Origin of the sequence: Bradyrhizobium sp. BWA-3-5, from assembly GCF_032917985.1 — a bacterium.
GTDB lineage: Bacteria > Pseudomonadota > Alphaproteobacteria > Rhizobiales > Xanthobacteraceae > Bradyrhizobium.
The window spans coordinates 3,337,287-3,362,388 of sequence record NZ_CP136626.1 but is presented as its reverse complement, the minus strand read 5'-3'; the positions used below and the strand labels follow the sequence as shown (position 1 = coordinate 3,362,388).

The 25,102-nt window shown below is 62.3% G+C and carries 26 protein-coding genes and 1 tRNA gene; 17 read left to right on the top strand and 10 right to left on the bottom strand.

Annotated features, from left to right (window positions below):
* The 11 genes from RX331_RS16130 to RX331_RS16080 all read left to right on the top strand — a co-directional run bounded on the left by RX331_RS16130 (position 1) and on the right by RX331_RS16080 (position 12,400).
* A complete protein-coding gene (locus RX331_RS16130; RefSeq protein ID WP_317257464.1) occupies positions 1-1,113 on the top strand; it encodes an NAD-dependent epimerase/dehydratase family protein in 1,113 nt (370 codons plus the stop codon).
* Positions 1,110-2,171, top strand: a complete 1,062-nt coding sequence (locus RX331_RS16125; RefSeq protein ID WP_317257463.1) for an SDR family NAD(P)-dependent oxidoreductase — start codon at positions 1,110-1,112, stop codon at positions 2,169-2,171. Before RX331_RS16130 ends, RX331_RS16125 begins: the two co-directional genes overlap by 4 nt.
* Positions 2,168-3,454, top strand: a complete 1,287-nt coding sequence (locus tag RX331_RS16120) for a TIGR04295 family B12-binding domain-containing radical SAM protein (RefSeq protein ID WP_317257462.1) — start codon at positions 2,168-2,170, stop codon at positions 3,452-3,454. The genes RX331_RS16125 and RX331_RS16120 overlap by 4 nt, the downstream gene beginning before the upstream one ends.
* A gap of 26 nt (positions 3,455-3,480) precedes the next feature.
* Positions 3,481-4,575: a glycosyltransferase family 4 protein gene (locus tag RX331_RS16115; protein WP_317257461.1), complete on the top strand. Its 1,095-nt coding sequence runs from the start codon at positions 3,481-3,483 to the stop codon at positions 4,573-4,575.
* Positions 4,572-5,702 (top strand): glycosyltransferase, encoded by a 1,131-nt coding sequence (locus tag RX331_RS16110; RefSeq protein ID WP_317257460.1) that lies wholly within the window; start codon positions 4,572-4,574, stop codon positions 5,700-5,702. Before RX331_RS16115 ends, RX331_RS16110 begins: the two co-directional genes overlap by 4 nt.
* Positions 5,699-6,787, top strand: coding sequence for a glycosyltransferase (locus RX331_RS16105; protein ID WP_317257459.1), 1,089 nt, complete (start codon positions 5,699-5,701; stop codon positions 6,785-6,787). Before RX331_RS16110 ends, RX331_RS16105 begins: the two co-directional genes overlap by 4 nt.
* Positions 6,784-7,911: a glycosyltransferase gene (locus RX331_RS16100; RefSeq protein ID WP_317257458.1), complete on the top strand. Its 1,128-nt coding sequence runs from the start codon at positions 6,784-6,786 to the stop codon at positions 7,909-7,911. The genes RX331_RS16105 and RX331_RS16100 overlap by 4 nt, the downstream gene beginning before the upstream one ends.
* A 17-nt stretch (positions 7,912-7,928) precedes the next feature.
* Entirely contained in the window at positions 7,929-8,993 is a 1,065-nt protein-coding gene (locus tag RX331_RS16095) for a UDP-glucuronic acid decarboxylase family protein (RefSeq protein ID WP_317258144.1), read from the top strand.
* Between the two features lie 13 nt (positions 8,994-9,006).
* Complete coding sequence (locus tag RX331_RS16090) at positions 9,007-10,431, top strand: UDP-glucose/GDP-mannose dehydrogenase family protein (RefSeq protein WP_317257457.1); 1,425 nt, start codon at positions 9,007-9,009, stop codon at positions 10,429-10,431.
* A 98-nt stretch (positions 10,432-10,529) separates the two neighbouring features.
* Complete coding sequence (locus RX331_RS16085; protein ID WP_317257456.1) at positions 10,530-11,837, top strand: Nramp family divalent metal transporter; 1,308 nt, start codon at positions 10,530-10,532, stop codon at positions 11,835-11,837.
* Positions 11,838-11,974: 137 nt separating this feature from the next.
* Positions 11,975-12,400, top strand: a complete 426-nt coding sequence (locus tag RX331_RS16080) for a hypothetical protein (RefSeq protein ID WP_317257455.1) — start codon at positions 11,975-11,977, stop codon at positions 12,398-12,400.
* A 574-nt stretch (positions 12,401-12,974) separates the two neighbouring features.
* On the opposite strand, the gene RX331_RS16075 is transcribed toward RX331_RS16080, so the two are convergent.
* Positions 12,975-13,059 (bottom strand) — tRNA-Leu (locus RX331_RS16075).
* Between the two features lie 94 nt (positions 13,060-13,153).
* Entirely contained in the window at positions 13,154-13,396 is a 243-nt protein-coding gene (locus RX331_RS16070; protein ID WP_171712315.1) for a FliM/FliN family flagellar motor switch protein, read from the bottom strand.
* Between the two features lie 63 nt (positions 13,397-13,459).
* On the opposite strand from RX331_RS16070, the gene lipB reads away from it, so the two are divergent.
* Positions 13,460-14,188, top strand: coding sequence for a lipoyl(octanoyl) transferase LipB (gene lipB / locus RX331_RS16065; protein WP_317257454.1), 729 nt, complete (start codon positions 13,460-13,462; stop codon positions 14,186-14,188).
* A gap of 88 nt (positions 14,189-14,276) precedes the next feature.
* The gene (locus RX331_RS16060) at positions 14,277-14,576 is read left to right on the top strand and encodes a hypothetical protein (protein WP_317257453.1); all 300 of its coding nucleotides are present in this window, start codon (positions 14,277-14,279) and stop codon (positions 14,574-14,576) included.
* Positions 14,577-14,597: 21 nt separating this feature from the next.
* Here the strand turns inward: RX331_RS16060 and RX331_RS16055 are convergent, their stop codons facing one another.
* Entirely contained in the window at positions 14,598-15,026 is a 429-nt protein-coding gene (locus RX331_RS16055) for a 4-oxalocrotonate tautomerase family protein (protein ID WP_317257452.1), read from the bottom strand.
* A 116-nt stretch (positions 15,027-15,142) separates the two neighbouring features.
* Here RX331_RS16055 and RX331_RS16050 point away from each other — a divergent pair, with 116 nt between their 5' ends.
* Complete coding sequence (locus tag RX331_RS16050) at positions 15,143-15,997, top strand: LysR family transcriptional regulator (protein WP_317257451.1); 855 nt, start codon at positions 15,143-15,145, stop codon at positions 15,995-15,997.
* Between the two features lie 82 nt (positions 15,998-16,079).
* Positions 16,080-17,603, top strand: a complete 1,524-nt coding sequence (locus tag RX331_RS16045) for a PAS domain-containing sensor histidine kinase (RefSeq protein WP_317257450.1) — start codon at positions 16,080-16,082, stop codon at positions 17,601-17,603.
* 6 nt (positions 17,604-17,609) lie between these two features.
* On the opposite strand, the gene RX331_RS16040 is transcribed toward RX331_RS16045, so the two are convergent.
* From RX331_RS16040 to RX331_RS16030, 3 genes are read right to left on the bottom strand one after another with little or no spacing between them, the layout of a single operon-like run.
* Positions 17,610-19,046 (bottom strand): TIGR01777 family oxidoreductase, encoded by a 1,437-nt coding sequence (locus RX331_RS16040; RefSeq protein ID WP_317257449.1) that lies wholly within the window; start codon positions 19,044-19,046, stop codon positions 17,610-17,612.
* On the bottom strand, positions 19,043-19,702 hold the full coding sequence (locus RX331_RS16035) for a DUF4166 domain-containing protein (RefSeq protein ID WP_317257448.1): 660 nt from the start codon (positions 19,700-19,702) through the stop codon (positions 19,043-19,045). Before RX331_RS16035 ends, RX331_RS16040 begins: the two co-directional genes overlap by 4 nt.
* Before the next feature lie 26 nt (positions 19,703-19,728).
* Positions 19,729-20,286, bottom strand: coding sequence for a GbsR/MarR family transcriptional regulator (locus tag RX331_RS16030; protein WP_317257447.1), 558 nt, complete (start codon positions 20,284-20,286; stop codon positions 19,729-19,731).
* A gap of 293 nt (positions 20,287-20,579) precedes the next feature.
* Here RX331_RS16030 and RX331_RS16025 point away from each other — a divergent pair, with 293 nt between their 5' ends.
* Both RX331_RS16025 and RX331_RS16020 read left to right on the top strand, forming a co-directional pair.
* Complete coding sequence (locus RX331_RS16025; protein WP_317257446.1) at positions 20,580-22,451, top strand: diguanylate cyclase; 1,872 nt, start codon at positions 20,580-20,582, stop codon at positions 22,449-22,451.
* Between the two features lie 120 nt (positions 22,452-22,571).
* Positions 22,572-22,724, top strand: coding sequence for a hypothetical protein (locus tag RX331_RS16020; RefSeq protein WP_317257445.1), 153 nt, complete (start codon positions 22,572-22,574; stop codon positions 22,722-22,724).
* Positions 22,725-22,804: 80 nt separating this feature from the next.
* Here the strand turns inward: RX331_RS16020 and RX331_RS16015 are convergent, their stop codons facing one another.
* The 4 genes from RX331_RS16015 to RX331_RS16000 form a co-directional block, all read right to left on the bottom strand.
* On the bottom strand, positions 22,805-23,170 hold the full coding sequence (locus tag RX331_RS16015; RefSeq protein ID WP_317257444.1) for a VOC family protein: 366 nt from the start codon (positions 23,168-23,170) through the stop codon (positions 22,805-22,807).
* A gap of 200 nt (positions 23,171-23,370) precedes the next feature.
* Positions 23,371-23,784 (bottom strand): DUF6130 family protein, encoded by a 414-nt coding sequence (locus RX331_RS16010; protein WP_317257443.1) that lies wholly within the window; start codon positions 23,782-23,784, stop codon positions 23,371-23,373.
* 92 nt (positions 23,785-23,876) lie between these two features.
* Entirely contained in the window at positions 23,877-24,176 is a 300-nt protein-coding gene (locus RX331_RS16005) for an acylphosphatase (protein ID WP_317257442.1), read from the bottom strand.
* Positions 24,177-25,043 (bottom strand): oxaloacetate decarboxylase, encoded by an 867-nt coding sequence (locus RX331_RS16000; RefSeq protein WP_317257441.1) that lies wholly within the window; start codon positions 25,041-25,043, stop codon positions 24,177-24,179.
* Positions 25,044-25,102 lie beyond the last annotated feature (59 nt).

Below are 25,102 nucleotides of genomic sequence, written 5' to 3'. Positions count from 1 at the left end.
ATGGCAAGGGTATTGATTACCGGAGGGGCCGGCTTCATCGGCTCACATGCGGCGAGTGCCCTATTATCCGCCGGCTACGAAGTCGGGCTGCTCGACAATCTCGCGCCGCAGGTCCACGGGACGGAACGTCACCGTCCGTCATATCTGAACAGAGACGCCGAGCTCATCGTAGGTGACATCACGGATAGTCTCGCCGTCGAGCGTGCGTTGCGGGGGGCTGATATGGTCCTGCATTTGGCTTCCTGCGTCGGCGTCGGGCAGAGCATGTATGACATCGCGGCTTACGTGCGGACCAATGAGCTTGGCACCGCCGTCTTGCTGGAGGCTCTTTCAAGACGTCCGGTCGAACGTCTCGTGGTGGCATCGTCGATGAGCATCTACGGCGAAGGGCTTTGCCGCTCGATTGATGGCCTCACGCTTGCGCCTGCCGAGCGCCCCGTTGCACAACTCAAGCAGTCACAGTGGGAGCTGACGGATGAGCAGGGGCGCCTCCTCGACCCCATACCGACGCCGGAAACCAAGCAGCCAACGCTCAGTTCGATCTATGCGCTGAATAAATATGCGCAGGAGCGGATGTGCCTGATCATGGGCAAGGCATATGGCATTCCGGTTCTCGCGCTACGCTTCTTCAACGTGTTCGGGCCCCACCAGGCGCTATCCAATCCCTACACCGGCGTATTGGCGATTTTCGCAGCGCGGCTCCTGAACAAGCGTCGGCCGCTGGTGTTCGAGGATGGCCTTCAACGACGCGATTTCGTCCACGTCCAGGACGTCGCGCGCGCCTGCCTGCTGGCGCTGGAGAGCCGCCATGGCGACGATGTTTTCAACGTCGGATCGGGACAGAGCCGAACCATTCAATCCGTGGCATGCGATCTCGCGCGCGTCATGGGTCGGCCGGACCTCACACCTGATATCACGGGCAAATATCGCGCCGGCGATATCAGGCATTGCTTCGCCGATATCGAAAAAGGCCGCGGGGTCCTCGGTTTCGAACCGCAGGTAGCTTTCGATGACGGCCTTGACGAACTGGCCGGCTATCTCGCCGACCAGATTGCCGAAGACCGCGCCGAGAAAGCTACCGAGGAGCTATTGCAACGAGGGTTGGTGGCATGACGGAAACCCTGAACAGGCCCGTTCTCGTCACAGGCGGCTGCGGCTTTATCGGCTGCAACATCGCCGATCGCCTTGCGAGCCGGGGTCGCAACGTAGTCGTCCTGGATAACCTCGTCCGGCCCGGGGTCCGCGAGAACGCGCAATGGCTGAAGTCGCGACACGGCGAACGCATCGCTATCGTTATAGCCGACATTCGCGACCCGATATCGGTCATCGACGCCGTCCGTGATGCCAGCGCCGTCATTCACCTTGCCGCCCAAGTGGCGGTCACCGACAGCATCGCAGACCCCGTCGCCGATTTCGAGATCAACGCACGCGGGACGGTAAACGTTCTGGAGGCTATCAGGCTCCACAATCCATCGGCGCCGCTGCTGTTTGCATCGACCAACAAGGTCTACGGCAGGCTGATCGACGACACCGAGATCGTTCGCGAAGGAGAACGCTACCGACCTGCCAGCCCCGTATTAGCCGATGGCATCTCGGAGAACGCGCCGCTCGACTTCTATAGCCCCTATGGCTGCTCCAAGGGAACGGCCGATCAGTATGTGCGCGACTATGCCCGTGTCTTCGGATTGAAGGCCGTCGTGATGCGCATGAGCTGCATCTATGGCCCGCGGCAATTCGGCACCGAGGACCAGGGCTGGATCGCGCACTTTCTGCTCAGTGCGCTGCGCGGTGAGCGCCTGACGATCTACGGCGACGGATATCAGGTCCGCGACGCGCTTCACGTTTCGGATGCAGTCGATGCCTGGCTTGCCGCGCTGGACCACATCGCGTTGGTCCGAGGCCGGGTGTTCAACCTCGGCGGCGGACCTGCGAACTCGATCAGCCTGCGTGAACTGATCGGGCTGCTAAGCGAGCTGACGGGCCACGAGATTGCCTATTCCTTCTCAGACTGGCGTCCGGGTGACCAGCCTTGGTACGTGACCGATACGCGCGCGCTTCACACCGCGCTCGGCTGGCAGCCGAAGACATCGCTGCAGGACGGCTTGCTCTCGCTACACCAATGGCTTGCCCTCCGCTTCATCGACGCTTCCAAGCGCGAGGCCTTGGCATGACCCGTGTCGCGCTGATCAATCCAAACTGGAGTTTCGACCGGAGCATCTATTTCGGCTGCCGTTCGCCGCATCTGCCGCTCGAACTCGGGATCAGCGGGCACTATCTGCAGCAAGCCGGACATCCGATGCTGTTGCTCGACGCGCACATGTTCGACCTCTCCTTCGCCGATCTCGAAGCCGAACTCCGTGCCTTTCGGCCCGACATAATCGTGCTCACGACGGCGCCGACCTATCTGTTCTGGCGCTGCGCACCGCCAGAACTGCGCGTGCCGCAGGCGCTGGCATTGGCGGTGCGCGATCTGGCGCCCATGCTCGTTGCCGTCGGGCCGCACGGATCGACGACGCCGAGGGCCGCCCTGAAGAAGCTCGCCGTCGATATCGTCGTCATGGGCGAGTGCGAACAGTCGCTGCTGCGTCTTGCGAACGGCGAGCGGGATTTTGCCGGGCTATGTTTCGCCCAAGACAGCACGATCCGTGTCATTGGCGGACCGCAAGCCGCGAGCTTTAGAGATCAGCCTGCGCTCGCTTGGCCCGATGGAATGGTTAGGCGCCACCATCACCACCACCACCGGTTTGAAGCCGAACCGGTCGGCCCGGGCGCCGAGATCGAAGCATCACGCGGCTGTCCCTATAACTGCACGTTCTGCGCCAAAGAGAATTTCCGAAATCTGTACCGCAGGCGGCCAACCGATGTCCTTCTTCAGGAAATCGACCGGCTTGGCGAACAGGGCGTCGAATACATCTATTTCATCGACGAGATCTTCCTGCCCAACGCGGAGCTGCTCGAAGGACTGGTATCTCGCGCATTGAAGTTCGGCGTGCAGACCCGCATCGATCTCTGGAAACCCGACATGCTGGAGCTGCTCGGCCGGTCGGGATGCGTCTCGATCGAGGCCGGCGTCGAGAGCCTGACGCCTGAAGGCCGCGCCGCGCTCGCCAAGAACTGCAAGATGACGACGGACCAACTCGCAGACCGGCTCGTCGAGGCACGACAACATGTGCCGTTCGTGCAGGCGAACCTGATCGAGGTTCCTGAGGATGACGACCCCGTCGTGCAGAGCTGGCGGAGGCGTATGCAGAACGCCGGCGTCTGGGCCAATGATCCCGTACCACTCTACCCGTATCCCGGCTCGCCTGATTACCGAAAGCTGTGGGGCGAGCCGGACGATTTCGCCTGGGAGCGCGCGCACAAACACTATCTAGCGATGTTCGATAAGTTCAGCGACGTCCAGGAACAGCGCCCCGCTCCCCTTAGTGCGCTTGAACTGCAGGTCGCGCCATGAGCCCACCTGCCTCAATCAGAGTTCTGATGACGACCGACGCTGTGGGGGGCGTGTGGACCTACGCCACGGGTTTGGCCTCCGCCTTGGCCGCCATGGAAGTCGAGGTCCATCTCGTGACGATGGGCCCGCCGCCGCAAGGCGAGAAGCGCGGCATGCTGAGCGACAGACGCGTTCGCCTGATCGAGAGCCGCCTCGCCCTCGAATGGCAGGACCCGGCCGGTGACGATTTTTGCAACGCCCGGATTTTTCTTGAGGATCTTGAGGACGCGATCGAGCCCGACATCGTTCACCTCAACAGCTTTCGCGAAGCCAGTTTCGATTGGCTGGCGCCCATCGTTGTGGTCGCCCATTCCTGCTGCAACTCTTGGGGCGTCGCCTGTAACGATACCGCGTGGTTGTCGGAGCCGAGATGGCAGTATTACACGCGCGCCGTCAGCTCTGGCCTGAACAGGGCAACGGCTTGGGTCAGCCCAAGCCAAGCGCTTCATGACGTGATTTGCGACCTTTATCGGCCGGGCTCGCCCGGCGCCGTGATCTGGAACGGCGTGTCCCCGGCCGCCTCGTCTGCCAAGCAAAAACGCCGTTTCATCCTGGCGGCAGGCCGGATGTGGGATTCAGCCAAGAATCTCACAACGCTCGCACGAGCGTCCAACGAACTGGATTGGCCTGTCTTTGTCGCCGGACCGACGCCGAACTCAGCGGCAAAGGATTTCCGCGAACTCACTTTGATAGGCGATCTCTCGCACAACGCCCTGCTCGACCGCATGCAGCACGCCGCCATCTTTGTCAGCCCAGCTTTGTATGAGCCGTTTGGCCTCTCCGTTCTCGAAGCCGCTTCGGCCGGTTGTGCCCTGGTCCTTTCCGACATCCCTACGTTTCGGGAGTTCTGGAGCCAAGCCGCGCTGTTCGTCGATCCGAAAGACGATCGCGCTCTGCACGATGCCCTCGGCAGGCTATGCCGCGACGATAGCGAACGCGCACGGTTACAGCTCGCTGCACGGGAGCGCTCGCAACACTACTCGCTCAACCGAACTGCGGACGCCTATCGGACGCTCTACCGACGCCTGCAGGCCCTGCATCCACGTTCCATTCCAGCCCAAGCGCGGGAGGTGCATGTATGAAGTTCGTATTCTTCTGTCACGCGCTGACGTCCTGCTGGAACAATGGCAACGCCCATTTCCTGCGCGGCATTGCACGTGAGCTGCGGGCGCTTGGCCACGATGTGACGGTTTACGAGCCGGACAACGGATGGAGCCGCCTCAATGCCATCAGAGATGGCGGCATCGGATCGCTGCAGCAGGCGCAGGCGCTACTGCCCGGGATCGATATCAGGCAATACGAAACGGCTCCTGACCTCGATCAGGCGCTCGACGTCGCGGATGTCGTGATCGTGCACGAATGGAATGCTCCGGACCTGATCGGAGATATCGGCCGGCGGCGCATCGAAGGTGCCCCATTCACCCTGCTCTTCCACGATACACACCATCGCGCGGTCACCGCGCCGGAGCAGCTTGATCGCTTTGATTTGCAGGGCTTTGACGGCGTGCTCGCCTTCGGCGAGGTGCTGCGGCAGATCTACCTCAGACTTGGCTGGGCCAACCGCGCCTTCACTTGGCATGAAGCCGCAGATACCGAGTTGTATCGGCCGCATTGCGAGATCGAGCCGACGCACGATGTGATCTGGATCGGCAATTGGGGTGACAATGAGCGAAGCGCCGAGCTGAACGAATTCTTGCTCAGGCCGGTTGCCGAGCTTGGCCTGCGCGCCCGGATTCATGGAGTCCGCTACTCGCTCGACGCCCTACGCGCGATTGAAGCGGCCGGCATCGAGTATTGCGGTTGGCTGCCGGCCCATCAGGCGCCCATTGCCTTTGCCAGCGCCCGCTTCACCGTCCACGTACCGCGAGGACCATATGCCCGGTCGCTGCCGGGCATCCCGACCATCCGGATGTTCGAAGCGATGGCGTGCGGCATCCCCATCGTATCGGCACCTTGGGATGACGCCGAACTTCTTTTCCCTTCCGGATCATATCTGCGTGCCGCAGATGGCACGCAAATGAAAGAGGCCATGCGGACTCTCCTCGAGGATCAGGCACTTGCAGCTGACTTGGTCAAGACCGGCCTCGAGGCTATCCAAAATCGGCACACCTGTCGGCACCGCGCGGCCGAACTGATCGAAATCGTCTCATCGGTACGTGGCGCACGACGCGCCCCGCCAACAGCTCAGTTCGAGGAGGCTATGCCATGAAGATCTGCTTCTTCGGGTCGAGCCTCGTATCGTCCTATTGGAACGGCGCTGCCACCTATTATCGTGGCATGCTGAAGGAAATCGCAGCGCTCGGGCACGAGATCACGTTTTTCGAACCCGATGCCTTTGAGCGCCAGGCCCATCGCGACATTGAAGATCCTACCTATGCACGGGTCAGCGTCTATCCGGCATCGCAAGACGGCTGGCAGCGTTCGCTGGCGGAGGCGAGCCGATCCGCCGATCTCCTGATCAAGGCAAGCGGCGTCGGAGTGTTCGACCGGGAACTGGAAATCGCAATAGCGCAAGCGCGACCAGCCGCCATTCGCATCTATTGGGATGTGGATGCACCGGCCACTCTGGATGCGATCGAGAACGATCCCCACCATCACCTGCGAGATGCCATTCCGCGCTACGATATGGTTCTGACCTATGGCGGGGGTGACCCTGTCGCGTCGGCTTACTGCAAAGTCGGAGCGCGCGGCTGCGCGCCGCTGTATAACGCGCTCGATCCCGAAACGCACTTCCCTGTCGCGCCAAGTGCGCGGTTCGCCTGTGACCTCGGTTTGCTTGCTAACCGACTTCCCGACCGGGAATCGCGCGTCGACGACTTCTTTCTTGATGCTGCAAGACATTTGCCTGCGCAGCAATTTGTCCTCGGCGGCTCGGGGTGGAACACCAAGCAGACTCCGCCAAACGTCCGAAAGCTCGGCCATGTCGGCACCGGCGACCACAACGCCTTCTTCGGATCATGCCTGGCGACGCTCAACGTCAATCGTAACAGCATGGCCAAGTACGGGTTTTCTCCGCCCACCCGGGTGTTCGAAGCTATCGGCGCTGGCGCATGCCTGATCACGGATGAATGGCAAGGGATCGATTGCTTCCTCGAACCAGATCGCGAGGTTCTAGTCGCAGTTGATGGTGCCGAGGTCGCCGAGCATTTGCGTACGCTTGATGGAGGCAGGGGCCGCGTCATTGCCGAGCGCGCCCGCGCTCGCGTTTTGGCGCACCACACCTACGCGCAACGCGCACGACAATTCAACCAACTGCTCGAAGGGATGAGCGCAAGGATCGAGGCGGCGGAATGACTCTCAACATCGTGATCATTGGGCTTTCGGTAACCTCCTCCTGGGGCAACGGCCATGCCACGACATATCGCGCGCTTATCGAGGCACTGACCAACCGCGGCCATGAGGTCACGTTCCTCGAGCGAGACGTTCGATGGTACCGCGACAACCGCGATCTCATCAAACCTTCCGGCTGGAACGTTGAGCTCTATCACTCGCTGCAGGATCTGCCTCGGCGGTTCACCCCGCACGTTCGCGACGCAAACCTCGTCATTGTCGGATCCTACGTTCCAGATGGCGTTGCGATTGCCGAATGGGTAACGGCGCACGCCGAGGGGATAACCGCCTTCTACGACATCGACACGCCGGTGACGCTGGCCGGGCTTGATCAGGGCCTCGAATACCTTTCGGCAGCCATGATACCGCGCTTCGACCTCTACCTTTCCTTTTCGGGCGGGCCGGTGCCCGACATGATCGAAGACAGCTACGGCAGTCCGATGGCGCGCGTGCTCTACTGCAGCGCCGATCCCAACTTGTACCGCCCTCACCGCGCTGAAAAGCAGTGGGAATTGGGATATCTCGGCACCTACAGTGGCGATCGCCAACCCTCCGTCGAGCGCCTACTGCTGGCCCCCGCGAAGGCAATTCCGGATCGACGGTTCGTGGTGGGGGGATCCAAATATCCCACGCATCTCATCTGGCCCGACAACCTCGAGCGGATTGATCATCTGCCTCAGCACGCGCACGCGCCGTTCTACTCGCGGCAGCGATTTACCCTCAATGTCACGCGGGCGGACATGCGTGCATTGGGCTTCTCGCCAAGCGTACGGCTGTTCGAGGCCGCGGCATGCGGAACGCCGGTGATCTCGGATCGCTGGCCCGGCATCGAGACGATCTTCGAACCCACGACCGAGATCCTGCTGGTTTCGGATGCGCGCGAGGTGATCCAGATCCTGCGCGACCTTTCGGAAGAACGCCGGCTGGCGATTGCCGACCGGGCACGGCGGCGGATCCTTGCGGAGCACACACCCGACCACCGCGCCCGGCAGCTCGAAGCCTACTACCTGGAAGCGGCCGGTCGGCGGCAGCGCAAGCTGTCTTGTTCCGCTGCAAGCCGCGGCGCCATTCAGGTTGCCGAGATGTGAACGGAGACGACGTGACCATGCAACCTCGCATCAATGGCCAAAAATATCCCTCCCGCCCTCGCCGCACCATCGTCACCGGTGGCGCTGGCTTCATCGGGTCCCATGTCTGCGATTCGCTGCTGCTGCGAGGCGATCAGGTCATCTGCGTCGATAATCTGTTTTCAGGATCGCTGCGCAACATTCGCCCTTTGCTGAACCATCCACATTTCAGCTTTCTTGAGCATGACGTGAGTGAGCCGCTCGACATCGAGGGTGGCGTCGACCGCATCTACAATTTGGCGTGCCCGGCGTCACCACGGCATTACCAGCGCGCTCCCATCGGCACGATGCGGACTTGCGTCATCGGCACCATGAACATGCTCGAACTCGCCCGGCGCAAGTCAGCCCGTCTGCTGCAGGCCTCGACCAGCGAAGTTTACGGCGATCCGGAAGTTCATCCGCAGCCCGAAAGCTATGTCGGTCATGTCAACGCCATCGGTCCCCGGGCCTGCTACGACGAAGGCAAGCGCGCTGCCGAGACGCTGATATTCGACTACCAAAGGCTTTACGGCCTCGAAGTAAAGATCGCGCGGATCTTCAACACCTACGGGCCGCGGATGCTGGAGAATGACGGACGCGTCGTTTCCAACTTCATCGTACAGGCATTGCGGGGTGAGCCTGTGACGGTCTACGGCAAGGGCACCCAGACCAGGAGCTTCTGCTTCGTGGATGATCTGGTGCGCGGCCTGGAACTCCTGATGGAGAGCCCGGCCTCCTTCACCGGGCCCTGCAATCTCGGCAATCCGCACGAGATCACGATCGAGGCGATCGCACGCGAGGTCCTCGCCTCTACCCGCTCGACATCGCCTTTGCGCTTCGAGCCGTTACCCGAGGACGATCCCAAGCGGCGCAAGCCAGTGATCGAAATCGCGCGCCGCTCCTTGGGCTGGCGTCCGACGGTCACACTGAAGGACGGTCTAAAGGCGACTATCGCCTATTTCCTGCTGCACAACACCGCACCGGAACTCGCCATGGCACCACGCCGCGCCCCGCCACGACGCCCATCCGGCCGCGGCCGGCTTTCGCTCGCCAGCCAACGATAAGAAGGAACTCGAAATGCGGATTGCGGTACTCGGCACAGGTTACGTGGGACTCGTTTCGGCGGCATGCTTCGCTCACGCTGGCCAGCACGTCACGTGCGTCGATATCGATGAAGCGAAGATTTCCCTGCTGCGCAGAGGCAAGGTGCCGATCTACGAACAGGGCCTGCAAGACCTCATCGCCGAAGGTCGCCGGCACCGGCGACTGCATTTTGTGTCGCATGCCGCGGCGGCGGTGTCGAATGCGGATATCGTCTTCATCGCGGTCGGAACGCCGACGCGCGCAAGTGACGGTCACGCCGACCTTTCGCAGGTCTATACGGCGGTCGAGAGCGTTGCCCCCTCCTTGAAGGCGGGCACCATCGTCGTGACGAAGTCGACGGTTCCGGTGGGTACCGCGGACCTGATCGAACATCTGATCCGGAACATCTGTCCGGAGCTGGAATTTGAGGTGGCCTCCAATCCTGAATTTCTTCGCGCTGGCCGAGCTGTGGACGACTTCCTGAGGCCCGATCGCGTTGTCATCGGCGTCGAGAGCGGCTTTGCGGCAGCGCGCCTGCTTACGCTCTACCGCAGCGTCGGTATCGAAAACGAGCGGATACTGCTGACGGATCGCAGATCGTCCGAACTGATCAAGTATGCTGCAAACGGCTTTCTGGCCACCAAGATAGGCTTCATCAACGAAGTAGCCGACCTGTGCGAGAAAGTCGATGCGAGAATTGGCGACGTCGCCAGGGGGATGGGATTGGACCAGCGCATCGGCATCAGATACCTGCAACCAGGTCCGGGCTTTGGCGGCTCCTGTTTCCCGAAGGACGCCCGAGCGCTGGTCAAGATGGGCGAAGATCACGAAGCTCCGATGCGCATCATGGAGACCGTCCTGGCCTCCAACGATGCCCGCAAGCGATCCATGGCTCGGAAGATAGCGGCGATTTGCGGCGGCACCGTACGCGGCAAGACGATCGCGCTGCTCGGCCTTACCTTCAAGGCTGATACCGACGACATGCGTGAGGCCGTATCTATCCCGCTGGCGCAGGCCCTGATCGATGCCGGCGGCATTCTGATGGCCTACGACCCCGTTGCCAACGGCCGCGCAAAGGCTCTCTTGCCGCAATGTGTTCGCTATTGCAATTCGGTCGCTGAAGCGGCTGAGGACGCCGACGCGGTCGTTGTCGTAACCGAATGGCAGCAGTTCGCCGAAATTGATTTCCGAACGCTGCGGCAACGGATGCGGTCGCCTGTCATTATCGACTTGCGCAATTTCCTCAACGAGAAGCAGGTCCAACGCGACGGGTTCAAGTATTTCAGCATCGGTGGCCCGCGCAGGCAGGCGTTCGAAACGATGCAGCCACAGACGAAATCCGAAAAGCCGCTTAGGACGCATGACAGCAAGTGGGTGGCTGCTGATTCCCTTGAAGAACAAATCGCGGCGGCTGAATAGCTCCTATGGAGCGCAATCGCGGTTGATTGCGCCGTCGAGGAACTAACAGTCGCGCACCTTATTGAACACCGGACTCACTGCGAGCAAGGTGTTTACTGGTGCGCCAAACGTCGGAGACCGCGTCGAGATCATCTGACAGTCCCCCGAAGGATGGCAAGCGCCGCGGCTTTATGCGCGCGATCGGCCTCGGAGTGGTCACAGGCGCCGCCGATGACGATTGCTCGGCCATCGGCACTTACGCTAGCGCGGGCGCTCAATTCGGGACATCGCTGCTTTGGACCGCGCCAGTCACCTTGCCGATGATGTTCGCGGTCGTTTATCTGTCGTCCAAGCTTGGGCAGGTAACGGGCAAAGGTCTATTTCACGTCATCAAGGAGAACTATTCCGGCTGGATATTGTGGCCAATATTGATCGCTGTTCTGATCGGCAACACGATTGAAGCGGCGGCCGATCTCGGCGGAATGGCAGCCGCTCTCAACCTTCTCATTCCGCTACCCATCCCATTGATCGTCATTGGCGTAGCCGCCATCATTCTCAGCCTCCAGATCTGGGGCTCCTACAAGCTCATTCGCAATGTTTTCAGATGGCTGGCACTGGTATTGTTCGCCTATATCGGCGCCGCCGTGCTGAGCAGACCCGACCCATGGGACGTACTGCGTGGCACTTTCGTACCGACGATCGAATTTTCCCGGGAGTTTCTGTTCATTTTGGTCGCCATCATCGGCACTTCGCTATCGGCCTATCTTTATACATGGCAGTCGAATGTCGAAGTCGAAGAAGAAATTGCGCAAGGACGCACGAGGCTGGAACAGCGAGAGGGCGCTACTGAGGCCGAGCTGCGCCAGTCTCGCATCGATATCCTGATCGGAATGCTGTTCTCCAACCTGATCATGTACTTCATTATTCTCTCGACGGGCGCAACGCTTCACAAGGCTGGGGAAAAGAACATCGAAACGGCCGCCCAGGCTGCTGAAGCGCTACGCCCTCTTGCCGGAGACGCCGCGGGAATTCTCTTCACGCTCGGGATCGTCGCCGTCGGCTTTCTTGCGGTTCCGATCATGACCACAGGCGCGGCTTACGATCTGTGCCAGGTGCTCGGATGGAAGAGCAGCCTGCATTCCAAACCGCAGAATGCGGGCAAGTTTTACGGCTTGATCGTTGCGTTCACGGTCATCGCGGTCGTCATGAACTTTCTTGGCTTCAATCCGATGAAGGCGCTGGTCTATTCCGGCATCGTCCAAGGGTTTTCCACGCCGCCATTGCTGCTGTTCATCCTGCTGATGACCGGTAGCCGCAGGCTAATGGGCGACAAAGCCAATGGTGCTTCGCTCAAAGCGCTTGGATGGACGACAGTAGCGGCTATTTTTTCAGCCAGCGCCGGGCTGGTCGTCTCTTGGTTCCTGTGACCCGAGCGCCAACACGCAAATAGACCGCGACCTCGTATAGTGCCCAATAACAATGCGATCTAAGTCACCTGGATCAATAGGGTGGTTGTACGTTCCGATTTGCGAAGCTCAGGGTCTTCGGAAGGTGACTTTAACATATGGAGCGGCGTTTCACCATTTCTGCGGTTGGGCATAATAGAGGAGCCAGCCATGCGAAGGTATCTTCAAAGGTATTTCAACAAGCCATACGCGATACCTGCATTGGTCTTCATCTTATGTTTGATTGCACTGATGGTTTGGATGCTGAACCCGCCAACCTCTGTGCGCACCAGTCCCATCTCAACAAACCAACCATCACAAAGGGCAAGGCCGGTTTCAAAACGATCGCCGAGAGTGGGCGCGCTACGGACGAATTAAACGGCCCCGGTGCTGTGACAGCGCCAGGGCCGTCAACCTTGTTGACCAAGATTGTTTCTTCCGGCTGGAGCTTTGGGCGACACATACCGGAAGCTCAAGATCGACTCCTCTGGACGGTTATCGTTCCTAAAGGAGTCAAGGTCGGTCTCGATCGAAGCTTTTGCTGAACACTACCGCGACCATGGCTTCTTCGTCGTGGATGACGAGATCGACGTCAGTTCGGGAAGCCAGGAACTGCACCTGTCTCAAGCCGCGATCGCAGTGATCAGTTGGCTTGGTCTCGACGAGACATGAGCTGTGTCAGATTATCGGCCAGAAACGAGAGCGCCATCTCGGCCGCCACTTTTGGAAGCTTTTCGGTGAGGAAGTCCGCCGCTCCGATGCGGGCGCGTTCATCCTGCCGGCCTCAAGCGAGGCGACTACCTCTGCTGGCAGGCAGCAAAACCTCAATTACGCGAATCGCCTAAAAGAAGAAGCGCTGAGATCCGTCGCGCTTGCTGGCACGCGTGCGAGCCCGCCGATTTCCACTCCGGGCTACGCCACGGCCCATTCGTCCACAAATAGCAGTTTTCCTTGGCGGTGCGTCGGTTCAAAGAAGGCTATGCCGACCACGACTGCAAACGCTCCGCCAGGAAGGGCAAGCATGGAAGATTGGCGAAAGAGCATCAAACGTTTGCTGCGGGTAACAATGTGGGAATAGACGACGCCAAAATTCCTTTAGCGGCAACTACTTATGCCACTTGGTGCGCTCGGAGGGACTCGAACCCCCACGATTTTACTCACTGCCACCTCAAGGCAGCGCGTCTACCAATTCCGCCACGAGCGCTTGGGATACCGGCTGGAGCGATGCGCCGCCGGATCAACGGCGCCGATGTAACAAATCAGGGATGGAGGGACAAGGAAGTTTTGTGCCCGGATAACTACCTGACATCAGGGGATTTCGGCAGCATTTGCTTGACTTCGACGGCGATGCGGTTGCGATCCACCAGAACGACGCCGGAAGCCACCGGCAGGTTGTTGGCGAGGATCTTGACCTCGTCCGCCTCGGTAGCGTCCAGTTCGATGATGGCGCCGCGGGAGAGCCGCATCACCTGGTGGATGGGCATGGTTGTGGTGCCGAGCACCACCATGAGATTGACGCTGACTTTATCGAGGGTCGCCACTTCTGAACCGCCACAGAGGGACTAGATTGCTGTGGTTCCACCTGACCACGTTATGGTTAGCCAATGGTTAATGACCGCCAAAGCCTTGATTTGACGACGTTCGCGCGCGCCCAGGGCGGCGGTGAGGTCGAATGGCGGATTTCGCCCGGTTCCGTCCCCTACCTCGAGGCCGTCGCCGAGATGGAGGCCCGCGCGGCCGCGATCGCCGACGGGAAGGCAACCGATCTGGTCTGGCTGGTGGAGCATCCCCCGCTCTACACGTCCGGCACCAGCGGCAAACCGGCCGACCTGCTCGACCCGCGGTTTCCGCTGTTCACCACCGGCCGCGGCGGCCAGCTCACCTATCACGGGCCCGGCCAGCGCGTGGCCTATGTCATGCTCGACCTGAAGCGGCGGCGGCCCGACGTGCGCGCCTATGTGGCCGGCCTGGAGGAATGGATCATCCGCACGCTTGAAGCCTTCAACGTCCGCGGCGAGCGCCGCGAGGACCGTGTCGGGGTCTGGGTCAAACGCCCGGACAAGGGCGCGGGCTACGAGGACAAGATCGCGGCGATCGGCGTGCGTCTGCGGCGCTGGGTGTCGTTCCACGGCATCGCCATCAATGTCGAGCCGGACCTGTCGCATTTCTCCGCGATCGTGCCGTGCGGCGTCGCCGATCCGCGCTACGGCGTCACCTCGCTGGTCGATCTCGGCCTGCCCGTAACGATGGAAGACGTCGACGTCGCGCTCCGGCAGGCGTTCGAGGAGGTATTCGGCGCAACACACGCTCGGCTGACCGAGGCGACCGCCTGAGATAACCGCCGCGTTGCTACGAGGGCTTCCGCTACGGCGATCGCGGCCACATATCAACGGGCAGGTGTGGCGTACAGAGGAGGTCGCGATGACGTCGCGCAGGCTTCCCTTCGAGAACCGCTGGACCAACAACGCAAACGCGCTGCAATGGAGTTGCGAACTGGAGCATCTGGGCGTGGCGGTCGTCCGGGCGATGCTGGTTGATCACGAACTGCGACATCCCACCCGGCGCTACGTTGTGCAGGATGTTCCGGCCGGTTTTGTCAGGGATTGGCTCGCCTTCCAGGATCGCCGCGCGGCGCGCCAACAGCTGCTTTGGCGCGCCACCGTAATTGCCCTCTCTTTCATTGCGGCCTCCGCAGCGGTGTGGGGCGTGCTCCGGGCGTGAAACACGCCTCGCGGACGAGGCTCAAGCAGTCGCCTTCCGCGGCGCGACCTCGAGCTTTCCCGCGATGTAGCGGCGTTCCTGCGTGAGGCCGCCAAAGCCGTAGGCGTCGCCCTTCACCTCGTCGACATGGGCGTAACTCTCCTCGTGCAGCGGCCCGAGCAGCTCGCCCATCCGCTCGAACAGCGCGGCGAGATAGGCCGCCTTCTCGTCCTTGGTGTTGGTGCCCTCGCTGACGTGAACGTCGAGCCAGAAGCTCGCAAGGCTTTGCGCGGCGAGCGACGTGCCCCCGGCGAACCAGTCGGCGGCGTCGACCGTCTTCACGATGACGGCGGTGACCTTGGGGTCCTTGCGCAGGATTCGCGCGGTGAGATCGCTGACGGCGGAGGCAATCTCGGCCTTCAGCGACGGCGTCTTGCGGACACTGGAATAGGTGACGGTGATAAGCGGCATGGTAATTCTCCTTTAAGGGCCGCGCTGGCATCGCGCCCCCCTGTATCTAGACCCGCCGCCATCATTTTGGTATCTTATCTGTCCTCATATCAATGATAACCAATGATGATGATGCCATGACCATGCTGGACATCGATACGGTGCAGGCGTTCCTCCGCGTCGCCGAGCTGCAGGGCTTTACCCGCGCTGCGGAAGCGCTTGGCACCACGCAGGCCGCCGTCAGCATGAAGCTGCAGCGGCTCGAGAGCGTGACCGGCAAGCGCCTGGTCGAGCGCTCGCCGCGCGCGGTGGCACTGACGGCCCAAGGCGCCGCGTTCCTGCCCCACGCCCGCGCATTGATGGAGGCGCACGACCGCGCGCTGTCGGGCGATGCGCCGGTGCGCCAGCAACTGTCGCTCGGGATCAGCGATCACGCCGCCGGCGGCGAGCTGGTGCCGCTGCTGGAGCACCTGCACGCAATGTCGTCGCAGCTTGCGCTCTCCGTGACGATCGGCTTTTCGCGCCAGATGCTGGATGCCTATGATGCCGGCGAACTCGACGCCGTGGTGGTGCGGCAGGAAGGCAGCCGCCGCGGCGGAGAAAAGCTGGCGGAGGATACGTTCGGCTGGTTCGCCGCCAAACGCCTGGCCTGGCGCCGCGGCGAAAAGCTGCCGCTGGCCACCCTGGCGCCGCCCTGCGGCGTACGCGCCCTCGCCATCCGCGCCCTCGACAAGGCCGGCATCCCCTGGAGCGAGCGCTTCGTCGGCGGCGGCGTCGCCGCGGTGGCCGCCGCGGCCCTGGCCGGCCTCGCCATCGCGCCGCTGGCCCGCCGGATCGCCCCGCCTGGCCTCGTCGATATCGGGCCGGCCGGGGGGCTGCCGCGGCTCCCCTCCTCCAAGGTGATGCTGCACTCGAAAGTGGCCGACCCGGCCAAGCGGATGGCGCTCCGGACGCTGGCGGCGACCTTCAAAAGCGTGGCGGCCGGTCGGTAACCCACCATTTCGTTAAAAAGCCCAACTGCCGTGGAACCAATCGGCGAGACACGCGTTTGCGCCAGTTAAATGGGCAGGTCGGATGTCGAAGAAGGATCAGCAGCAGCAAAGGGATCTGCTCGAAAGCGAACGTAATTTCCGACTCCTGGTTGAAGGTGTTGCCGACTACGCGCTTTACATGCTGGATCCGACCGGTGTCATCACGAGCTGGAACATCGGCGGCGAGCGGATCAAAGGCTACGCTCCCAGCGAGATCATCGGGCAGCACTTTTCCCGCTTCTATACCGACATCGACCGTGCCAACGGCAAGCCGGCCCGTGCGCTTCGCATTGCCCGCGAACAGGGCCGCTACGAGGATGAAGGCTGGCGCGTCCGCAAGGACGGCACGTTCTTCTGGGCCAGCGTCGTCATCGATCCCATCTATGAAGACGGCCGCCTCGTCGGCTTCGCCAAGATCACCCGCGATATCACCGAGCGCCGCGAAGCCCAGCTCAAGCTGGAGCAGATGCACAAGCAGCTGGCGGAATCGCAGAAGCTTGACGCGCTCGGCCAGCTGACTGGCGGCGTCGCGCACGACTTCAACAATCTCCTGATGATCATCAGCGGCAGCCTGCACACGCTGAAGAAGGCGGTCGGCGACGACGTCAAGTGCCAGCGGGCGCTGTCGGCGATCGAGGGGGCGACCAGGCGCGGTGCGTCGCTGACCAGCCAGTTGCTGACATTCGCAAGGCGGCAGAGCCTCAACCCGCAAGCGGTCGACGTCGCCGAACGCATTGATGGCGTGCGCGAAGTGCTCGATGCCGCCGTCGGCAGCGCCGTCACCCTGAAATTCGACATCGATCGCGGCGTCTGGCCGGTCATGGTCGACGTCACCGAATTCGAGACAGCCCTGGTCAATCTCGTGATCAATGCGCGTGACGCGATGCCGGGCGGCGGCGTAATCACAATCTCGGCACGCAACGAGAAAACAGCCGGCGAAGCCAGTACCGGCGGACATGTCGCGATCTCGGTCGAGGACACCGGCGCCGGTATCGCACCCGACGTGCTCGGCAAGATCTTCGACCCGTTCTTCACCACAAAGCCGATCGGCAAGGGTACGGGTCTTGGGCTGTCGCAGGTCCACGGCTTCGCCCATCAGGCCGGCGGCACGGTCAAAGTGGCGAGCGAACTCGGCAAGGGCACCAGCATAACGATGCTGCTGCCGCGAAAGGACGCGGCGGCCGATGCCGAGGATGTCGCGGCTGTCGAAACCAGTGGTAGCGGCACCGTGCTGCTGGTCGAAGACAATCCGGACGTCGCTGCCGTCAGCACCGGCCTGCTCGAACAGCTCGGCTACACCGTCCGCCGGGTGGCGAATGCCGAGGCCGCCTTGCGCGAGATCGAGCTCGACGGCATAGACCTCGTATTCTCCGACATCGTGATGCCCGGCAAGATGGACGGCCTCGGTCTTGCCCGCCACCTGAAGGCGGTGCGGCCCAGGCTGCCGATCCTCCTGACCAGCGGCTACAGCGATGCGGCGCTGAACGTGCGCGGCGATTTTCCCATCCTGCGCAAGCCCTACGAAATCCACGAACTCAGCCAGGCGATCGCGAAGCTGCCGCGCTGACCCGCCTCACAGGATCGCTTCAAAGGCGCTGCGCAGCGTTTCGTGCCGAAACACGAAACCGTTGCTGAGCGCCTTGTTCGGCAATACGCGCTGGCCGCCCAGCAGTAGTTCGCTCGCGAAGTCGCCGCCGACCCGCCGCAGCAGTGCGTCGGGAATGCGGAACAGCGCGGGCCGGCGCAGCCTTCGGCCAAGCTCTTCGGTAAATTTCAAGTTGGTGACCGGCATCGGCGCCGTCGCATTGACCGGGCCGGCAATTTCCTCGCGCACCATCACGTGAGCGATCAGGCGGATCAGGTCGTCGCGCTCGATCCACGACATCCACTGCTTTCCCGAACCGAGCGGCCCGCCAAGGCCAAACTCGAACGGCGTCAGCATTCGCGTGATGAAGCCGCCGTCCGTGCCGATCACGAGACCGATCCGCAGATAGACTACCCGTACGCCATGCGTTTCCGCCGGACGCGCCGCGCTCTCCCAGGCGTCGCAGAGTTCGTGGCTGAAGCAGGCATGCGATTTCGCCGATTCGGTCAGCACCTGGTCCTGCCACAGCCCGTACCAGCCGATTGCCGAACCCGAGACCAGAACCTTCGGCTTGCGTTCGAGCCGTGCGATCAGGGCGATAACGTCACGGGTCATGTTGATGCGCGACTCCAGAATCTTGCGGCGCTTGGCCTCGGTCCACAGCCCGTTGCCGATCGGCTCACCGGCCAGATTGACGATTGCATCGGTCCTGGTGTCGGCGGGAAGCTGGTCGAGGCTCGTGATCAGCGTGATCGGTGGCGGCAGCATGTCGGCTTTCGCGGGATTGCGCACCAGCGCGATCACCTGATGTCCCGCGCCACTCAGGCCGGCAATGAGGCGGCTGCCGATGAAGCCGGTGGCCCCGGTGACCAGCACGGTCTGCCGGGCGGGCAGTTTCTCGACCAGCGCCGCCGCTGGCGCGCTGGTCATGCGCGCAAGACGCTTCGATGCGGTGAAATCGCGCAGGCCGCACAGCGCCGCGCCCATGGCTGCCGCCGCCGCGATCAGGCTGAGCCAACCCGCGTAGGCCGAGGTGACTCCCGTCGGCTGCATCGCCCAACCGATCAGGACCGGCAGCAGCAGCACCAGGATGGCGCCGTAATTGATTGCAAGCAGCGTGTGATTGATACGCTCGCTGGCCGGCAGTTTCCGGCTCATGTCCTCCTCGACGAAATCCATCAGCGTAATGACGATTTCCGCGACCAGAACGGCGATGATGAGCATCGCAAGGATGCCATGTACCTCCAGCCAGCCGAGAACCAGGAACAACAGCGCATAGAACATGTTGCGCACGGCATGGAGCTGCAGCTCATAGCGCTGCGAGGGACGCCAGGCGAGCCGCTCGGTCAGCTCATGGTGATAGAACGTGTCGAACACGCCCATCACGATCTGAACGGCGACCAGGATCCAGAGCAGCGACGTCATGATGCGGCTTCCATGAACACCGCAGACTGACGAATGAGTTTTCCAAGGCGCGGATGAACGATATCGAGCGAGAAGCGGAACTTGGCGCCGCCGAGGTCGGAATGGGTCACGGTGAGATCGCCCGGCGTCAGCAAAGCCGGCAGCGGCAGGCGCAGCGGCCCAATCTGCAGCGAATATCCGACGCTGCGAAACACCAGCGCCTCGTGCTCGACCGAGATCGTCAGCGCCATGCTGACGCCATAGCCGACATATTCTTCCAGCCCGGTCGGCCCGGCGAAACGTTTTGCGGAGTGAATGACCTGCGGAAATCCGTCGCTGCGCGCGCAGATGCGGGTCCAGATCTGGCCGCCGCTCGCTTCCGTCACCGTCACCACCATGGGACCGCCGGTCTCCCGGCACAGCGGCAGAGGCCCGCCGATGACGCGCGCGAGCTGCGCCAGCCACCAGCCGATCGGTGTGAAGGTCGCTTCCTCGATGGTGCCGACATAAACAACGGTCTCGCCGTCGGCAAAGCGTTTTGAGAAGCGCCGCCAGATCGCCAGCGGCAGGCGGCCCCATGCCTCGTCGGGCAGGAGATCATGGAAGCGGCGGTCGTCGAGCAGGATGGTGTTCGAGGCTGAGGTTGCGGGAGACCTTGGTATTCTCGTGGATGCCATCACACACTCCTGCTCGGTCCCTCGCCCTACTTGTTTTTCCCCGCCGGCAAGAAGCTGACGATCTTCTCGCCGAGCTTGATCAACGCGACCAGGCGAGGCCGCGGCACGTTCAGCATCTGCGTGTACCAGCGGTCGACCAGCTCGGTGAAAGCCAGCATCTCCTTCAGCCGCTTCGCGGCGACCGGGCTGATGGCCGGGTCATCGGCCGCGTCGGAAACGCAGGCGCGCAGCGCGTCAACGGCGGGATCGATCTCGCGCTCCTTGCGGCCGGCGGCGATCCGCGCCGCCACTTCCCAGATGTCGGTTTCCGCCTCGAAATGATCGCGGCGATCGCCGAGGATCGGCACCCGGCGGATCAGCCCCCAGGCCAGCAGTTCCTTGATTGAGTTTGACACGTTGGAGCGCGCCATGCCGAGCGTCTCGGCAATGTCCTCCGCCGTCATCGGCGCCTCGGCGAGGTAGAGCAGGCCGTGGATCTGGCTAACGGAGCGGTTGACGCCCCACTCATCTCCCATGTCGCCCCAGTGCAAGATGAACCGCTCGACGACGGCCGGAAGTTTCTTTTTGCCGGTTGTTTCTGTCATAACAGAAATATCTGACGGAACTGGGCGGATGTCAAGGCCTGCGCGATGCCCAGCCCACGCCCGGCGAGGCTTACGTCGAGTTCCGTGGATGGAACCGCTGCGCTCCGTGTTTTCACGGCCGATCCGTTAACCAGCCAGTACCGGTCGCACCCTAGATTCGTCCGCGCGCTCGACCGGCATGAAAACCGGCACGGTCATCAAGGCACGGAATGCCCCATCGATATCCTCCAGAGCCAGGCGGGCCACTGCGGCGGCTAACATCGACGGCCGTGGTCATCATCTTTGCGCTTATCATGACCGCCTCCGTGCTGGGCGTCATGGCCTGGAAGGCGCTCGATGCCAAGAAAGCGGCGGTCGCGAGCGGCGGCGCCGACATCCAGAACCTCGCCCATTCGCTGGCCGAACACGCCTCGCACGCCATGCAGGCGGTCGACATCGCGATGGCCGGAATGGTCGATTTGCTGAAATACCGGAATCCCGAGCCCGACCGGTTCAACCGATACCTTGCGGACACGGCGAAAACGCTGCCGCAATTGCGCGGCATCGGCGTCGCCGACGCCAAGGGCGACTGGATCTATTCGTCATTGCCTGAGATGCCGCGCCACACGATCTCGGACCGCAGCTATTTCGCCTATCATCGCGATACGCCTGACAGCGCGATCCGGATCAGCGAGCCGATGCAATCCCGTGTCGACGGCCAATCTTCCATGATCGTTCTCTCGAAGCGTATCACCAAGCTCGATGGCAGCTTCAGCGGAGTGGTCGCCTCGGCGATCGACAAGGATTATTTCAATGGCTTCTACCGCACGTTTCAACTGGGACCTGACGGCGGCATCAGCCTGATACGGAATGACGGCACCCCGCTGATGCGCTGGCCGGCGTCCGACACAAGCGCAAATCTCTCCAAGACTGACTTGTTCACGAAGCATCTCAAGCAGAGCCCGGCCGGCTACTACAAGATCACCTCCCCCTTCGACGGCATCGTCAAGCACCTCGGCTATGAGCAAACTTCGAACTATCCCATGGTGGTCACCGTCGCCATGTCGGAGGATTGGCTGCTGTCCGAATGGTGGAAGGGGTTGCGGACAGACGCGATCGTCGCCGGCGTGCTGTTGTGCATGATCCTGATGCTGGCCGCGGTGCTTGCACTGCAGTTCCGCTTCCGTAACAAGATCGAACGCACGCTGCGCGAACGTGAGGCGCACTACCGGCTCTTGGCCGACAATATCGCCGACATCATCATCGCAATCGATGCCAACGGTCTACTGCGTTACGTTTCCCGTTCGGTCGAGCCGGTACTCGGGCTACACGCCAAGGACCTGATCGGAAAATCGTGCTTCGCTCTGGTACCCCTGGAGGATCGAGAAAGCGTTATGCAGGCGACGAAGCGGCTTGGCGGCCCTGATAATGTCAGCACGGTCGTGTTCCGGCACTATCGCGGTGATGGAACGCTGGCCTGGGTCGAGAGTAAATTCAAGCTGGCGTTGAAAACCAGCGATCCCAAGCAAATGGAATTTCTCTGCGTCATCCGAGATGTCACCGAACGCAAGCGGATGGAAGACGAGCTGACGCAGCTCAACCGCCGACTCACCCAGCTCGCCGCGACCGATGGATTGACCGGGCTGACCAACCGCCGGACCTTCGACGGTTTTCTGCGGCGCGAATACGAGGCCTGCGAAGAAATTGCGGTGCTGCTGTTCGACATCGACAATTTCAAGGGCTACAACGACAGCTACGGCCATCAGGCCGGCGACCGCTGCCTGCAGGCGGTTGCCAGGGCCATCGGTGGCGCAACCGGCAACACCTCGGGCCTGTCTGCCCGCTATGGTGGCGAGGAATTTGCCGTCGTGTTACCGAACAGCACCGAAGATGCAGCCTTGAAAATTGCCGAAGCCATCCGCCTCACGGTGCGCGCGCTCGGCATTCCCAACACCGCCTCGAGCCGCGGATACATCACCATCAGCGTGGGCGTCGCCACCAAGACGCGCTCCACGATCGACGAGGCTGCGCTGGTCGGCGAAGCCGATACCGCGCTCTATGAAGCCAAGCGCCTCGGCCGCAACCGCAGTGTCGTGTATTCTTCGGTCAACCTGCAATATATCGAGAGCGGCTCGATCCAGCCCGACGGCGAAGTCGCGGGAAGCGAGCCGACGCATCAACACTAAACCTTCGGCAGCACCGTCGGGAAGGCGTCCATCATAGGCCGGCAGGTGAACCAGATCACATCCATGCGACGCGCTCCGCGTTATGAATACCCTGGGCGCTAGACCGCATGGAGGGTCATGATGACCGCTATCGCACGGGCGCTTTCGCGCGTTGTTGGTGCCGTCAATGATATCGATGTTCTGAAGCAGCTCGTGCTGTTCTGCGCGGCCGGCCTGTTCGTTGCACTGCTGATGTTGACTTACGGCCTCGATTTGAGTCCCGGCTTGTTCTAGGACATCCGGTTATGAGCGGGCCGAAATATCTGCGGCGCAGCCAATATCCGCCATCGGAATAAATCGATTTCAAAAACAGCTTATTTCTTCTTGAATTCGAACAGCTCGATCAGGTTACCCGAGGGATCCTCCAGAAGCCTGGCGCGACCGGCCCCCGCCTCGCTGATTTCTCCTCTGAATTTGGCCCCACCAGCGTTCAGCCGGCCAATGAGGCCGTCTATGTCTTTCGTAATGATCATGAGCCGGTTCCAGCCCCCAGGCTCCGGATTGCCGCCGGCCGTTCCTCCGCTACCCGCCCCCGGGGCGCTCAGGTAGAGCGTCAGATCATCGCGTATCAGCGCCGCGAACTTGCCGGGATTGTGCATGTCCACCGAGAACGCGAGTTTGTCGCGATAGAATTCGACCGATCTATCGATGTCCGTCACAATGTATCGGATGGATGCCATTGGCCGCGCTCCGTCTTCGCCGCACAGCTAGGTCAACGCACAAGCCTGCGCTTCCGTTTCACGAGCGCAGTGCTTCGTTCACCTCGTGGGTGCTTTCTCGGCCATATGTCAGATCGTTGGCAGCACCGGGAAGTGCTCGCCTGCCCGCTGCAGCTTGCAGCATTGGGGACCGGCAGCTCCGTCCCGAGCCGTGTCGCGTGCTATTTCGTCGCCATTCGCGCCGGGATCACGAATTCAAGGACGGCGCTTCGGCCCACCGGCTGATGATTGGCGTTGACGGGCGTGATCTCGACCTTGTGCGGCCCCTCGGGAAGACCGGCGATGATGATCGGCCCGCCGCTGGTATCGGCCCAGACCCAGGAGGCACCATCGACTGCCACATGGAGATGCCCGATGCGGGGCGAGACATCAAGCGCGTTCGCGCCAAACACCGGGACGACCTGCAGGTTTTCGGTGCGGTACTGGATGAACACGACGCCCCGGCTCAGCGGCTCGGCCAGCGGGGCATCGACCACGAGTTTCGCCGCGGGCTGCGGCTCGGCGGGCTGGGCGGCGGCGCTGGACGACCACCAAACAGCGATCGCTACGACAATAGCAATGAATGCGTTGGTCATTCCGGTTTCTCCCTATCAGGATATGGCCGAATGCTGCGCGAATTTGGCAATCGAAAGATAGCACGCCGCGATGCGCGCGCGCATCGTGAAGGTCAGATCGTCGGCAGCACCGAGAACTGCTCCCCTGCCCGCCGCAGCCTCAGCATGTCAGGTCCCGCGGCTTCGTCCTGAACCGCGTCGACCCGCGCCGATGACGGTCCGCGCCGGCAGGCCGCGACCATATCGGCCACGACGTCGATCGGCCCGGCGAACACGGCCTCGACGCTGCTGTCCCGGCGATTGCGCACCCAGCCCTCAAGATCGCGCGCGGTCGCCTCATCCTCGACCCAGGCACGATAGCCGACGCCCTGCACCCGGCCGCGGATCGTGACGTGGCGGACCTGCTCGCTCATCTATTTCTTCACGCCCAAAAATGCGGCGCTGCGCGCCTTGGTCTCGCTCTCGCGCATCGCGCGTCCGGTGAGTTCGGCGGACGCGATACCCTTAAGATTCTTCGGCGAGGTGCCCTCGCGCAACGCCTTCAGCGTGTCATAGACGGCCTGCGTCGCGGCGGCGAACGGCGCGTGGCCCTGTAGGGCGATCCGCACGCGCTGGCTCGTGAGATAATCGAGCGCGGTCATCTCCTCGGGCGCGCCGCCGAGCACGATCGGCAGTTTCGTTGCGGCCGATACCGCTTCCAGCTCGCCGCGGCTCCTGATGCCGGTGAAGAACAGCGCATCGACGCCGGTCGCCTCATAGGCTTTCGCCCGCGCGATGGCGTCGTCGAGCCCGGTGATGGAGACCGCACCGGTGCGGCCCATGATGACCAGCGAGGGATCACTGCGCCCGTCGAGCGCTGCCTTCATCTTGCCGACGCCCTCCTCCAGCGAAATCAGTTGCGTGCCGGCCTGTCCGAACGCCGGCGGCAGCAGCGTATCCTCGATCGTCAAGCCGGCCGCGCCGGCGGCCTCGAGCTCCTGAACCGTGCGGCGGACATTGAGCGCGTTGCCATAGCCGTGGTCCGCATCGACCAGCACCGGCAGAGCTGAGGCGCGCGACATCCGGCGCATCTGCTCGGCGAGCTCGGTCAGCGTGATCAGCGCGATGTCGGGATCGCCGAGCACGACCAGCGAGGCCACCGAGCCCCCGAACATGCCGAGTTCGAAGCCGAGGTCTTCGGCAATGCGGATCGAGGTGGCGTCGTAGACCGAGCCCGGCCGGATGCAGATCGGGCCATTCAGGACGGAACGCAGTTTTTCGCGGCGTTGACGGAATGCCATGGTGCCCTCAGTTCTATCCGCCGTCATTGCGAGCCACCCGGTCGGCGCAAAGCGCCGCC